Below are 14,579 nucleotides of genomic sequence, written 5' to 3'. Positions count from 1 at the left end.
AATATGTGTAAAAAAATATAAATCGCTGTTCACTTTTCTTAACATATGCAAAAATGAAATTACGATACGTTTTACGATGGAGGTGCTGATGTGACTTATCATATTGGAATTGTAGAAGATGATCCGAATATTCAACATATTGTATCTGCGTATTTACAAAAGGAGGGCTACTTTGTCTCTGTTTTTGAACAGGCAGAAAAAGCACAAGAGCTATGGGAAACAAACCCACCAGATATGTGGATTTTAGATATTATGTTGCCAGGAATGGACGGATATGAGTTTTGTAAGCAGATACGAAATAAAAGTGATGTTCCTATTATTATAATTTCGGCAAAAGATGAAGAAATTGATAAAATCCTTGGTTTGGAGCTAGGTAGTGACGATTACCTTACAAAACCATTTAGTCCTCGTGAGCTTGTTGCACGTGTGAAAAGGCTCTTTAAACGAGCACAGCCTAAACAGGATAAAACGAATCAATTGCAGAAAATTACAGTTAATCATCTAGTTATATATATAAATGAACGTCAAATATATTGGCGTGGGGAACAATTTGAAGTGACAGCTAAGGAATTTGACATGCTTCTATTATTTGCTGAACATCCAAATCGAGCCTTTTCAAGAGAAGAACTTTTACAGCATGTATGGGGGCATGATTATTTTGGCAGTGATCGTGCAGTAGATGATTTAATTAAGCGTATACGGAAAAAGTTCGACGCCATCCCATTGGAAACGGTTTGGGGATTTGGTTATCGTTTACGGAAAGATGATATCGAATGAAGCTGCAATATCAATTAAATGCAGCTTTCACTGCATTGCTATTCGTTGTGATGGCTGTTACTGGTTTTGTTATTTACTCTTTAATTCTCAATTTACTTATTCAAGATGAAGAAAGACAACTGGAACAGAAGGGAGAATTGCTCGTACGTTTTTTAACGGAGGAGTACGGGAATAGTCAAAATATCGGACAATTTAGTCACTTCCTTGAAGAACAAAATTTACAGCTCATTTTGTATGATCGATATGAGAACTCCGTCTACTTTTCTACGATGCCGGTAGAGATTGTTCAAGGATTTGCTGAAAATAATAATTTCACCGATAATCGTGAAGGTTTGTGGGAATATAAAAACAATAAGTTTGTCACTTCAAAAAAAATATTTTATCCAGAAAGCACAGGGCTTGAATTAATATTGCTCACGCCGGTAAATGATTTGCAAACGGTTCAACAAAACTTTATTTTGCGACTGTTCATCGTATTTTTAATCGGCGCATTAGCAGCGGTTTTGCTTAGTTATTTTATGACGAACAAATTAGTAACACCGTTAACAAGGTTGAAGCGTCAATTAAAAAAGATTGAAAAGAGACAATTTGACTCGATCGAACGTGTGAAAGCTACTGGAGAAATTAGGGAAGTTGAGCAAAGTGTGTATGAAATGGCAAAGGAATTGCAACGGTATATGAATGCACAGCAAATATTCTTTCAAAATGCGAGCCATGAGCTTAAAACACCTTTAATGACGATCCAAGGATATGCGGAAGGGATAAAAGATGGTGTTTTCAATAAAGACGAAGCAGCACAGCATCTTAATGTGATGATTGCAGAAGTGAACCGACTTAAAAAAATTATTAATGAAATGATTTTATTGGCAAAACTGGATAGTGAGCCGTTCGGCTACGACCCATCAAAGGTAAATATAGCATCGCTTTTGGAAAGAGTGATGGAAAGAGTATTGCCGTTTATTAAAGAAAAAAATATTCATGTTCAACTAAAGGTGGATGAGCAGCTTTTCCTTTATGTTGATGAAGATAAGTTGCTTCGCGCGTTATTAAATATTTTAACGAACGGTGTACGCTATGCCGCTTCAACAGTAAAAATTACTGGGAATGAAGAAAATGGTGAAGTTGTACTCGTAATTGAAGATGATGGAGAAGGCATTCCAGACGATTTGCTCCCTCATATTTTTCACCGGTTCGTAAAGGGACAAAATGGAGAAACGGGACTAGGACTAGCTATTGCACGTGCGATTGTGGAGCAATCGAAAGGGAGGATAACGGTTAATCAATCCGTCCTTGGTGGTGCGAAGTTTACGATGCACTTTTCAAAGTAAAGGAAATCTTTTTATAATAAATATTTGGAATTTAATGTAATTGTCCGGTTTTATGATATAATGGTATAGTTTGATTCATATTTAATTAGAGGAGCGTACTTTTATGCACTTAAGAGAAGACATTCGAAACATCGCTATTATCGCCCACGTAGACCATGGAAAAACAACATTGGTTGACCAGTTATTAAAGTATTCTGGAACCTTTCGAGAAAATGAACATGTAGAAACAAGAGCGATGGATTCTGGAGATATAGAAAAAGAACGAGGTATTACAATTTTAGCCAAAAATACGGCGATTCAATATAACGATACAACGATTAACATTTTAGATACACCTGGACATGCTGATTTCGGTGGAGAAGTTGAACGGATTATGAAAATGGTTGACGGCGTTATTTTAGTCGTTGATGCTTATGAAGGAACAATGCCGCAAACTCGCTTTGTTCTAAAAAAGGCATTAGAACAGAAATTGACTCCGATCGTTGTCTTAAATAAAATTGATCGACCGAATGCACGACCGAGTGAAGTTATTGATGAAGTGCTCGATCTATTTATTGATCTCGGTGCAGATGATGAGCAGCTGGAGTTTCCGGTTGTCTATGCGTCTGCTTTAAATGGTACATCAGGAGAAGAGCCAGAGCAGCAAAGTGAAACAATGGAACCTGTGTTTAAAATGATATTAAACCATATCCCTGCCCCGGTGGATACGAGTGGAGAACCTTTACAGTTCCAAGTAACATTGCTTGATTATAATGATTACGTTGGTCGTGTCGGTATTGGCCGCGTCTTTCGCGGAAAAATTCGCGTCGGTCAGCAAGTAGTCGTTATGAAAAAAGATGGTACAACAAAATCATTCCGTGTTACGAAGCTATTTGGTTTTATCGGACTTAAAAGGATTGAAATAGACGAAGCAAAAGCAGGCGATATTGTAGCAGTATCTGGAATGGATGATATTAATATCGGGGAAACAATTTGTCCGAAAGAACATCCGGATGCGCTACCAATGCTTCGAATTGATGAGCCGACATTGCAAATGACTTTTTTAGTTAACAATAGTCCATTTGCTGGAAAAGATGGGAAGTATATTACATCGGCAAAAATTGAAGAGCGGCTTTTAACTCAATTAGAGACGGATGTTAGCTTACGGGTTGATCCAACGGATTCTCCTGATGCATGGATCGTATCTGGACGTGGAGAGCTTCACTTATCAATACTTGTGGAAAACATGCGTAGAGAAGGCTATGAGCTACAGTTATCCAAGCCGAAAGTTATTTTGAAGGAAATAGATGGTAAATTGTGTGAGCCAATGGAGCGCGTTCAAATTGACGTTCCAGAAGCGTATACAGGTGCTGTAATGGAGTCTATTGGTGCTCGTAAAGGTGAAATGCTGGATATGGTGAACCAAGGGAATGGGCAAGTTCGTCTCGAATTTAAAGTACCTTCACGTGGTTTACTAGGATATACAACGGAGTTTCTATCGCAAACGAGAGGGTACGGTATATTAAATCATACGTTTAGTGATTATGAGCCAGTTGTAAAGGGTCAGGTTGGCGGTCGTCGACAAGGGGTGCTCGTTAGTTTAGAGGCCGGAAAAGCAACAACTTACGGCATCATGCATTTAGAAGATCGCGGAGTCATTTTCATTGAACCGGGGACAGAAGTATATGCTGGTATGATTGTTGGTGAGCATAATCGGGAAAATGATTTGACAGTTAATATTACAAAAGAAAAGCATTTGACTAATATACGTTCCGCGCATAAAGATCAAACAACGACGATTAAAAAGGCTCGAGCGATGTCGTTAGAGGAAGCGATCGAATATTTGGATGATGATGAGTATTGTGAAGTTACTCCAAAGGCTGTTCGACTACGTAAAAAAATATTGAATAAAAACGAAAGAGAAAAAGCGGCAAAACGTCAAAAAAGTGAGTAGAAGATAATGTACAGGTCAGCGTATAATGCAACTTAATTACGCTGACTTTGTTTATAAGTTTTTTAAAAAAAGAACTGCAGTAATACGATTGTTTAAAACACATGACAGCAACCAGCGAGACGGTTTGAGGTGCAGGGCCGTGAAAGAGCGTCCGCCAGTAATGTAAAACAACAGAATTGACTAACTTTTTCTAGAAATACACACAAGTTCGAACGAAAAAAACAGTAAGAAATAATAGGTGGAAAAATAAACCTAATCATAATATCCGAATGGAGGTTCTAGTATGAATCGATTGTTTCACCGATTTGCTTTTCTAGCAAAATTTCATAAATCGCTCCCATTTTTAAAGGATTTTTTCTTTGCGAATGAAGTGTCGATTGGAAAAAAAGCATTTTTTGCTGTGACAATTGTTGGTTATATCGTTTTTCCATTTGACTTAATTCCTGATTTTATTTTAGGATTTGGGATTATCGATGATTTAGCAATTGCCGCATTTTTATTACAGCAACTCGTTAAATTAGCCCCACATTCTTTAAAAGAAAAGCATCAGCTTCATTTATAAAGGCTACAACGTATACACGAGCTCATGTACGATGTGAATTAAAAATGCTTTGTTTTCCTTCCTCTATTTCTGTACATTACTTTTACAAATAATCGATTGATTATATAATGAACTAAATTTATAATAAATAATGTATAATTTTTATAAAATGCATAACTACTTATTTATATGATGAGGAGGATTAAATTTGTGTTCATTTGCACTTGCAGAAGATGTTCTAAAAGCAATTGGGGAGGAAACACGCCTAAAAATAATTGCTTTTTTAACAATGGATACATTTTGTGTATGTGAATTAGTTGAGCTGCTTGGAATGAGCCAGCCTTCGATTAGTCAGCACATACGTAAATTAAAGCAAGTCGATTTGATCTTGGAAGATAAAAGAGGGAAGTGGAACTTTTATTCTTTAAATCGCTATCATCCTTATTATCCTTTATTGCTTCATCTAATGAACACGCTGCCCTCTGTAGCGACACAAGTGAAGGAGCTAGAGATCAATCGGAAAAGAATTGTTTGTAAATAAGTGAGTACCGCAAATTTTGGAGGAAAGAGATGCTTGTATATTTAGCCGTAATTATTTTTGTATTAACATTAATTTTTGTTATTTGGCAGCCACGAGGCTTATCAATTGGCTGGTCTGCTTGTATGGGCGCACTTCTAGCATTACTTGTCGGTGTAGTATCCTTTGGAGACGTGATCGATGTAACTAGCATCGTATGGAACGCCACGTTAACCTTTGTTGCGTTAATTATTATCTCTTTAATTTTAGATGAGATAGGCTTTTTCGAATGGGCAGCATTACATATGGCACGCGTTGCCAATGGAAATGGTTTGAAAATGTTTATTCTTGTGACATTGCTCGGTGCACTTGTTGCTGCCTTGTTTGCAAACGATGGGGCTGCTCTAATTTTAACGCCAATTGTACTTGCGATGGTACGAGCACTTGATTTTAAGGAAAAGATTGTGCTTCCGTTTGTGATGGCATCTGGGTTTATTGCAGATACAACTTCATTACCCTTTGTCGTAAGCAACCTTGTAAACATTGTTTCAGCAGACTTTTTTAATATCGGATTTTTAGAATATGCGGTTCGCATGGTTGTGCCGAATATGTTTAGTCTCGGAGCAAGTATTGTTGTATTGTATTTGTTTTTTCGGAAAAGCATTCCTCGAAATTATGAAGTAACACAGTTAAAAAAACCAGCAGCTGCTTTGAAGGATCTACGTTTGTTTTATTTATCCTGGGGCGTTCTGATCATTTTACTCGTCGGTTATTTTGTCAGTGAGACGTTAGCAATTCCGGTGTCTTTGGTAGCAGGGATCGTTGCTCTTTTATTTCTTTTTATTTCTCGTACAAGCTCTGCAGTAAATGTAAGAATGGTACTAAAAAGTGCACCTTGGGCAATTGTATTTTTCTCTATTGGTATGTATGTCGTAGTGTATGGACTACGTAATGTAGGACTTACTAGTGTGTTGGCAGATGTTATTGAAACGATCGCTGCTGAGGGTGTATTCGCCGCTACGATAGGAATGGGCTTTATTGCTGCAATTTTATCATCGATAATGAATAATATGCCGACCGTTATGATTGATGCATTAGCAATAGCGGAGACGAGCACAACCGGTATCGTTAGGGAATCACTTATTTATGCCAATATAATTGGTTCCGATTTAGGTCCAAAAATAACGCCCATTGGTTCACTAGCGACGCTTTTATGGCTTCATGTGCTTCAAACGAAAGGCGTAAAAATTACGTGGGGTTATTATTTTAAAGTAGGGCTATTGCTAACGGTACCTACGTTGTTTATTACATTAGTCGGCTTGTATTTATGGCTTGGCTTTATTTACTAAAAGGGAGATAGGATAACGTGAGTAAAAAAATCATTTATTTTTTATGTACGGGTAATTCTTGTCGCAGTCAAATCGCGGAAGGGTTTGCCAGGAAGTATTTGCATGAAGAATGTGATGTCTATTCGGCAGGGATTGAAGCACATGGTTTAAATCCAAAAGCAATACAGGTTATGAAAGAAATAGATGTTGATATTTCACAGCAGACGTCGGATATAGTGGCATATGAAATATTAAATCGGGCGGACTACGTTATAACTCTTTGTGGGGATGCTAATGATAAGTGTCCAGTGACACCGCCGAACATCACCCGTCTGCACTGGGGATTTGATGATCCTGCTCAAGCAAAAGGTACGGAAGAGGAACAATGGCAAGTGTTTCGCAGAGTAAGGGATGAAATTGAACAACGAATTCAGTCGTTTAAAGAAGAAATGAAAAGTTGCTCTGTAGATGAGCTTTAAGTTGGGTGGTAAGAAAATGCATTTTCCTATGCCCTTCATTTAATCCAAAAAGGCTTTCACCAAAATTAACTGGTGAAGGCCTTTCTTATTTAGGTTGTACAATATGTGACGTTGGTGAAGAAAAATCACATTACTTTTTGCTAGGAAAATGTGAAGTCATGAACGTCATTTGGCAAAGAACCGTTATTTATTCATCTTCGTTCGGGATATACTTTGTGAAATAGACTGCAAATATTGAAAACAGAAAGACGAGTCCCCAAGAAGCAATACCATTCCATCGTACGTCGATTCTTAGGCCAACTAATAATACGAGTATACTTAAGCCAATAAATAAAGCAGTAAAATACTTTTTCATCGTTTGCACCTCTGTTTGATTGTAAGTGAATTCGTTTTTAGTTGTAGTGTAAACAGACTGGAAATCAATTACAATATAAATCTAGGATCGGCATTCACATTATTACTAGTATACGACAGACTAGTATAAAACGCATCTAAACGAGTATAGGTGATGGAGTCAAGTATTTGTGGGTGTTATTTTAAGAAGTTAAAAAACCTCTCTTTTTATTCGTTACTAGTAGTATTGATTCCTACCGACCGCAGTAGATATACACTACGCTTTCCGTGGGAACGGTCTCAGCTTTTGTAGCTCCTCGTTTCCGAGTCGCTTCAAGGATTTTCGGGTTTGTTTTGTTCCCCAAGGAATCTGCGGATATTTTCTACGCCTAATCTGTGGACAATGGCTCCGCTTATATAAAAGGTTTTTCAAGCTTCTTAAATGGATTTCCAGGAATTGCTTTACCTACTGGAACTTTCTCTAAGGGAGTCTTCCCATATGTCAACGGCTATTGTTGATATATTAATAGCAAATTTTCGAATGAATTTCCCAGTAGTTCATATGTTCTCCTGCAAGCACTTTACGCATATACTTTAGACGTATATATACACTTAGAGAATTTTAAAGAGCAGATTTTCGGTTAGTTGAAAATAAGAGCTATTATGTAATTAATTCAGCATGTATACTTAAAGAAGTAGCCTTATTCGTTTCAATGAAGTATCGTTTTTTTTTCGAAGATCTAAATAATAAGTGGAAGGTAAATCTTAAACATATTATAAAAGGAGCGATAAGGTGAGGAACGTTGTGATCGTTGAAGGGTGTCGTACGGCGGTCGGGAAAAGAAAAGGAGCTTTTGCAAACTGTCGACCAGATGAATTGCTCGCACAGGTTTTACAAGCGTTAACAGCACGAGCACGTGTGAACAAGGACATCGTTGAAGATATTATTATTGGTTGTGTCACGCAAGTAAATGAACAAGCGATGAATATTGCACGTACTGCTAGTTTAATTGCTGGTTTTCCTGAACATGTACCTGGTGTAACAATCGATCGGCAATGTGGCAGCAGTGAGCAGGCAGTTCATTTTGCAGCTCAAGCGATTATGGCAGGCGACATGGACGTCATCATTGCCGGCGGGGTCGAGAGCATGACGCGTGCACCGATGTTTTCGAATCTCAGGAAAGTACAATCGAGCCCAAAATTAACAAAAAACTATCGGATTGTCAATCAAGGGATAGCTGCAGAAATGATAGCAGAAAAATGGAGGCTATCCAGAAAGCAATTAGACGACTATGCGTTACGGAGTCATAAATTGGCTGTTCGTGCATTGCAGAATAATTATTTTTCAAAAGAAATTGCTCCAATTGAAGTAGTTGATCGTACAGGTATGGTTAAGATTATCGATCGTGATGAAGGACCGCGAGAAAATGCTCATATCGAAGCGCTTGAAGCTTTAGATCCAGTCTTTCAAGAAAGTGGGAGAATAACTGCTGGCAATGCAAGTCAAATTAGTGATGGGGCGAGTGCGGTTATCCTTATGGCAGAGAATAAAGCGGACGCGCTCGGATTGAAGCCAAAAGCACGAATAATTGCAAGATCGGTTGTTGGGTCAGATCCTACGCTTATGCTGACAGGACCGATAGCAGCAACAAAGAAAGCATTAGACCGTTGCGGATTAACAATTGAGCAAATTGATCGGTATGAAATTAATGAAGCATTTGCACCTGTACCGCTTGCATGGCTGCATGAAGTAGAAGGAGATATACATAAATTAAATGTAAACGGAGGGGCTATTGCCCTAGGGCATCCATTAGGAGCTACAGGTACAAAGCTACTCGTTTCACTAATGTATGAGCTTGAGCGAATAAATGGAACGTACGGACTACTGTCGATTTGTGAAGGTATGGGCATGGCAAATGCAACGATAATTGAAAGGATAAAATAGAAGGTTACGTTAGTGTTTTATTTATAAGAAAAAAGGAGTTTTTTCCCTTATGAAACTACAAAAAAAGTGTATCGTATTGGCAGTATTATTCGTAATTTGGATTGTTCTTACAGCATGTACGAGCGATGAAGAAAATGAAGAAGTTAATTCCCAAGAAAAAGAAGAAGAGATTCAACTACCGGAAGCGGAAGAAGAAATGGCCGTAGACGAGCCAATTACAAAGGAAATTACCGTTTCAGCAATAGGAGATATGTTAATTCATAAGCGGGTGTATGATGATGCAGAGGTTGCGAACGGCTATGATTTTATTCCAATGTTACAAGAGGTAGAAAAATATTTGAATGACAGTACGATTACGGTTGCAAATCAAGAAACAATGATCGGAGGCATCGACTTCGGATTGTCAACGTACCCGGCATTTAATAGTCCTCAAGAAGTGGGTGATGCATTAAAAGAGGTAGGTGTGAACGTTGTATCGCTAGCTAATAATCATACGTTGGATCGTGGAGAGGATGTCATCCAGAGTGCGATTGCTCATTGGGAAACGATTGACATGATGTATGTAGGTGCATATAAAGATGAACAAGACAGGAATACGGTACGTATTTATCACACAGAAGAAGATATTTCAGTCGCATTTTTAGCGTACACATATGGAACAAATGGGATTCCAATTCCAGAAGGAAAAGACTTTTTAGTGAATCTAATTGATAAAGAAATTATGCGTGCTGATATTGAAAATGCACAGGAAAAAGCAGATGTAGTCATTCTTAGTTTACATTTCGGAAATGAATACGAACGATTCCCAAGCGAAGAGCAAAAGGAACTGGTGCAATTTGCTGCAGATAATGGTGTCCACGCAGTTTTAGGGCATCATCCGCATGTATTACAACCACTTGAATGGGTTGAAGGGGATAATGGCAATCAAACGCTCGTTGCCTATTCATTAGGGAATTTTTTATCTGGACAAGACAAGCTATATCGGCAGATCGGTGGCGTGTTAAAGTTTACAATTGAACAAACGATAGATGGAGAAGAAAAAACTGTTCAGCTCAAGTCACCTGCATTTTTGCCAACGTATGTTTATAATGAGAATGATACCAATTACCGTGTACTCCCGATGTTTCAAGTGACAAATAATGAATTACCCGATGCTGCTAACCATTATAATGAGATAAAAACGCATATGTCTCAATGGTTGCCTGAGCTTGAATTTATTGAGGAATAATATGTGCTAGCTGGTTTAACGCCGGTAGACTAATCAGAACACGAATACATTCAAGCGTGCTTTCGGGATGGTATTCTACTATTTGTACGGAGAAATCGAGCGCATGTTGTATAGAAGGAGAATATGAAGAATGCAATGGAAAAATATATATAGAGGAATAGCGATGGGGGCAAGCGATGTCGTCCCTGGAGTGAGTGGAGGAACAATTGCCGTATTGCTCGGGTTTTATGATCAGCTTATTGCTGCAATTAATGGTTTTTTTACAAAGAATTGGCGCACCCATTTATCTTTTTTGCTTCCATTAGGATTAGGGGTCGTTTTTGCTATTTTTACACTGAGTAAATTAATGGATTGGCTGCTTTTAAACTATCCCGTTCCAACTTTCTTTTTCTTCATTGGGCTAATTATAGGAGTGTTGCCCTTATTGTTTCGAGAAGCAGATGCAAAAAACACCTTCCAAGCTAGGCATATAGGATTAATTGCAGTTGGGGCAGTATTAGTTGGGATGCTCGTCTTTTTTAAAGATTCCAACCCAGGAGCGGTTATTACAGATCGCACGGTTTTTACTTATATTTTATTGTTTTTCTCAGGCGTAGCTGCGAGTGCAGCAATGATCCTTCCGGGAATAAGCGGTTCTTTAGTTTTGCTAATTATCGGCGTGTACTCTACCGTAATGCGTGCAATTAGTAATTTAGAGCTGCCTGTGATCATTGTAATGGGCTTAGGGATTGTATTTGGAATTATAGTTATGAGTAAAGTGATTCATTACTTTTTTAAACACTATCGTATCGCTGCGTTCGCACTAATTATCGGTTTAGTCATTGGGTCTATTGTCGTAATTTTTCCTGGATGGCCAACAGATACATTTATGCTCGTTTCTAGTATTGCTTCCTTTGCAGCAGGATTGTTTGTAGCTTATATTTTAGGAAAGACGGAATACGTCTAAAAAAACGGTTCTGCCGTAACTCAAAACTATCAAAATGAAAAACATCGGCCGATACTTTTTGAAAGTGTCAGCCGATGTTTGCTTAAAGATAATTCCTTCTAATTTTTCAGGTAGTAGTCGCATAAAGTAATTTAGCCGATGTTAGCCTTTTTCTAACAGCTATACCAACCCAAGCAGCTAGAAACGCTTTAATGATTCCACCAATAATAAACGGTGTAAATCCGCTGGCAATCGCTACACGCCAAGGCAAATCAGCAACTATTTTTAACCAAATTGTACCAATAGTCAATGTAATAAACATTCCAATAATATTAGCGATAAATGCGTGTGTAACGGTAAAACCAGTTTTTTCTAAATAATAACCAATAATAAATGCTGTAGGGATAAAACCGATTAAAAATCCTCCCGTAGGTCCTACAACCACACCGAGTCCACCAGACATTTGGGCAAATACTGGTATTCCAATTGCACCGATAATTAAATATAAAGTAGCTGATAAAGTCCCATATCTTGATCCTAAGATTGTTGCAGCTAATCCAATCCCTAATGTTTGCCCTGTAATGGGAACAAGTGGAAGTGGGATCGTTAGTTGTGCAGAAACGGCAATAATAGCCGCAAATAAAGCGGTTACGATCATCATTCGCAACTTTAAGCTTGAATCCGACATCTTTTTTCTCTCCTCCATTGTTAACCTACAATATTTTTGGTTTACATTTATACTTTATAGGAAACCAATTTAGTTTGTCAATACTTTTATTTCACTCGATTGCGTCACGTATTTGTGGGTGTTATTTTAAGAAGTTAAAAAACCGCTCTTTGTATTCGTTAATTTTTAGTATTGATTCCTACCGACCGCAGTAGATATACACTACGCTTTCCGAGGAGGCTGAAGCCGTGCCCGCGGAAAGCATCCACCTGCAGTGAAAATCAACGGTGTTATTCATGTGTATATCGTTCGAAGTAAAATTGATCACATATTATCTAGTTAGATAAGTGCATGTGTTCCCCCACAAACATTTTACTCATACTGTCCACTCAGGTGACAGGATGCGTTTGTATCAATGCTTTTTCCAATATATAATGAAAATAAAAAAGCAGGTGTGAAGATGGAGCGACCAGCGATCTTAATTGTAGAAGATGAAAGCAAGTTAAGCAGAGTCTTGGAATTAGAGCTTGCTTATGAAAATTATAAACCGGAAGTAGCTGCGAATGGGAAAGAAGCGATACAAAAAATGGCAGAAAAAGAATGGGACTTAGTGTTACTTGACATTATGCTTCCTGAACTGAGTGGGCTTGAAGTGCTACGAAGAATAAGAAAAAACGATGACCTTACCCCTATTATTTTGTTAACTGCACGCGATCAAGTATATGATAAAGTAAGCGGCTTAGATTTAGGAGCAAATGATTATATGACGAAGCCTTTTCAAATAGAAGAATTGTTAGCCCGTATACGTGCTCAGCTGCGTCATCCTAGAATAAATCAAACGAAAGAGGAAAAGCTTGAAATTGGAGACCTGCAATTAAATGTGGATACTCGAGAAGTAGTAAGAGCTGGTACGTCTATTAATTTAACACCTAGGGAATTTGATTTACTCGTTTGCTTACTTACGAATCAAAATATCGTATTAACGAGAGAACAGCTACTCAATTTAGTATGGGGATATGATTATGTTGGAGATACGAATGTAGTCGACGTTTATATTCGTTATTTACGACAAAAGGTCGATAAAGGATTCACACCGTCCTATATAAAAACGGTACGAGGTGTAGGTTATACAATAAAGGATCAGATGTAATGAATTTACGTACGAAAATACAACTCTTTTCTAGCTTGTTTATGCTCTTATTAATCGCGCTCATCAATTCGGCAATCTATATATTGTTTTATAATATATCGGTGAATAATGAGCTAGATGAATTAGTAACACATACAAACACAATAGTCGAAACATTAAATGATAATGTCAATATTCCAGAAAAAGACCTGTTGCAAGCATTTTTACCGACAAAAGGGACAATACAAGTTATTCGTGAAGACGGAGAATTACTAATTCCAACACTTACAAAAAAAGAAGCATATCGTAAAGTACCTAAAAGCTTTTCTGGATCGGAATCACATACCATTATTAAAAACAGGGAAGGCATCCCTATTATAATGGTCAACAAACCGATAATATGGAAAAATGGTGAAGTAGTTACGCTGCAGGTTTCGGAGCATTTATTTACACTGACAGAAACAATGAAAAACTTGTTTTACGTTTTATTACTCGCTTCGCTATTTATACTAATTCCAACGATTATAGCTGGAAATGTGTTAAGCCGATTCTTACTTCAACCGATTAAAGCCTTAATCCAAACGATGAAAATAAATATAAACAAGCAGCAATGGAAAAAGCTTGACGTCAACCATCGATCGAAAGATGAACTAAGTGAATTGGCGCAAACATTTAATAATATGATTGCACATTTAAAAGCGAATTTTGAAAAACAGGAACAATTTGTGTCAAATGCTTCCCATGAATTGAAAACGCCACTTTCAATTATAAAAAGCTATGCTCAATTATTAAACAGACGTGGAAAAACTCATCCAGAGCTGTTTGAAGAGTCTGTTGAAGCAATTGAGTCGGAAGCAGATCGTATGGAACATCTTATAGAGCACATGTTACTGCTGGCGAAAAATAAACAAGAAACAAGCGTGGAGATAGTAGACCTCGTGCAACTATGCATAACTACTGTGCATACATTTCAAAGAGCATATCGGCGAAACATATACTTAGAAAATGAACATACAGCTTTACGAGTAAGCGGAAGTACAGATCAAATTCGTCAAGTGATCTACATTTTGGTCGATAATGCATTAAAATATAGTGATCAAGACGTTCGCATTGTTCTTAACCAAAAAAGCAACTGCGCTGTAATACAAGTAAAGGATAACGGCCCAGGTATAACGGTAGAGGATCAAGCACACATTTTTGACCGATTTTACCGCGTGGATAAAGCAAGAAGCAGAGACACAGGCGGAACTGGGCTCGGGTTAGCGATCGCCAAAACAATTATTACTACGCATGAAGGAGAGTTAGACGTATCCAGCCAATTAGGATTAGGCACAACATTTACGGTTAAGCTGCCACTTATGTAATAGTATTAATATTATTCTCAGCAAAATCTAATCTTGATCTCAGTATCTTTTCATTCTCAATCGATAAGATGAAAGTAACCGAATC

At 37.7% G+C, this 14,579-nt stretch carries 14 protein-coding genes; 12 read left to right on the top strand and 2 right to left on the bottom strand.

Going from position 1 to position 14,579, the window contains the following annotated elements; translation table 11 throughout:
- The first annotated feature begins 90 nt into the window (after window positions 1-90).
- The 7 genes from ACLIBH_RS06785 (at window position 91) to arsC (ending at window position 6,903) form a co-directional block, all read left to right on the top strand.
- Window positions 91-777, top strand: coding sequence for a response regulator transcription factor (locus ACLIBH_RS06785; RefSeq protein WP_439315943.1), 687 nt, complete (start codon window positions 91-93; stop codon window positions 775-777).
- Window positions 774-2,105: a sensor histidine kinase gene (locus tag ACLIBH_RS06780; protein ID WP_439315942.1), complete on the top strand. Its 1,332-nt coding sequence runs from the start codon at window positions 774-776 to the stop codon at window positions 2,103-2,105. Before ACLIBH_RS06785 ends, ACLIBH_RS06780 begins: the two co-directional genes overlap by 4 nt.
- A gap of 103 nt (window positions 2,106-2,208) precedes the next feature.
- Entirely contained in the window at window positions 2,209-4,038 is a 1,830-nt protein-coding gene (gene typA / locus ACLIBH_RS06775) for a translational GTPase TypA (protein ID WP_439315941.1), read from the top strand.
- Between the two features lie 283 nt (window positions 4,039-4,321).
- Entirely contained in the window at window positions 4,322-4,600 is a 279-nt protein-coding gene (locus ACLIBH_RS06770) for a YkvA family protein (RefSeq protein WP_439315940.1), read from the top strand.
- Window positions 4,601-4,787: 187 nt separating this feature from the next.
- Window positions 4,788-5,120, top strand: a complete 333-nt coding sequence (locus ACLIBH_RS06765) for an ArsR/SmtB family transcription factor (protein ID WP_439315939.1) — start codon at window positions 4,788-4,790, stop codon at window positions 5,118-5,120.
- Between the two features lie 29 nt (window positions 5,121-5,149).
- Window positions 5,150-6,445, top strand: a complete 1,296-nt coding sequence (locus ACLIBH_RS06760; RefSeq protein WP_439315938.1) for an arsenic transporter — start codon at window positions 5,150-5,152, stop codon at window positions 6,443-6,445.
- A 17-nt stretch (window positions 6,446-6,462) separates the two neighbouring features.
- Window positions 6,463-6,903 (top strand): arsenate reductase (thioredoxin), encoded by a 441-nt coding sequence (gene arsC, locus ACLIBH_RS06755; protein ID WP_439315937.1) that lies wholly within the window; start codon window positions 6,463-6,465, stop codon window positions 6,901-6,903.
- Between the two features lie 187 nt (window positions 6,904-7,090).
- On the opposite strand, the gene ACLIBH_RS06750 is transcribed toward arsC, so the two are convergent.
- On the bottom strand, window positions 7,091-7,258 hold the full coding sequence (locus ACLIBH_RS06750; protein ID WP_439315936.1) for a hypothetical protein: 168 nt from the start codon (window positions 7,256-7,258) through the stop codon (window positions 7,091-7,093).
- 771 nt (window positions 7,259-8,029) lie between these two features.
- Here ACLIBH_RS06750 and ACLIBH_RS06745 point away from each other — a divergent pair.
- The 3 genes from ACLIBH_RS06745 (at window position 8,030) to ACLIBH_RS06735 (ending at window position 11,355) form a co-directional block, all read left to right on the top strand.
- Entirely contained in the window at window positions 8,030-9,181 is a 1,152-nt protein-coding gene (locus ACLIBH_RS06745; RefSeq protein ID WP_439315935.1) for a thiolase family protein, read from the top strand.
- 49 nt (window positions 9,182-9,230) lie between these two features.
- A complete protein-coding gene (locus tag ACLIBH_RS06740; protein ID WP_439315934.1) occupies window positions 9,231-10,409 on the top strand; it encodes a CapA family protein in 1,179 nt (392 codons plus the stop codon).
- Window positions 10,410-10,539: 130 nt separating this feature from the next.
- On the top strand, window positions 10,540-11,355 hold the full coding sequence (locus tag ACLIBH_RS06735; RefSeq protein WP_439315933.1) for a DUF368 domain-containing protein: 816 nt from the start codon (window positions 10,540-10,542) through the stop codon (window positions 11,353-11,355).
- Between the two features lie 106 nt (window positions 11,356-11,461).
- On the opposite strand, the gene ACLIBH_RS06730 is transcribed toward ACLIBH_RS06735, so the two are convergent.
- On the bottom strand, window positions 11,462-12,022 hold the full coding sequence (locus tag ACLIBH_RS06730; RefSeq protein ID WP_439315932.1) for a biotin transporter BioY: 561 nt from the start codon (window positions 12,020-12,022) through the stop codon (window positions 11,462-11,464).
- A gap of 439 nt (window positions 12,023-12,461) precedes the next feature.
- Between ACLIBH_RS06730 and ACLIBH_RS06725 the strand changes: the two genes are divergently transcribed.
- A complete protein-coding gene (locus ACLIBH_RS06725; RefSeq protein ID WP_439315992.1) occupies window positions 12,462-13,151 on the top strand; it encodes a response regulator transcription factor in 690 nt (229 codons plus the stop codon).
- A complete protein-coding gene (locus ACLIBH_RS06720) occupies window positions 13,151-14,494 on the top strand; it encodes a HAMP domain-containing sensor histidine kinase (RefSeq protein WP_439315931.1) in 1,344 nt (447 codons plus the stop codon). Before ACLIBH_RS06725 ends, ACLIBH_RS06720 begins: the two co-directional genes overlap by 1 nt.
- Window positions 14,495-14,579 lie beyond the last annotated feature (85 nt).

It is taken from the genome of Virgibacillus sp. W0430 (assembly GCF_051846935.1).
In the GTDB taxonomy this organism is placed as follows: Bacteria; Bacillota; Bacilli; order Bacillales; family Amphibacillaceae; genus JBPYCR01.
This window is presented reverse-complemented; position numbering and strand designations above follow the sequence as displayed.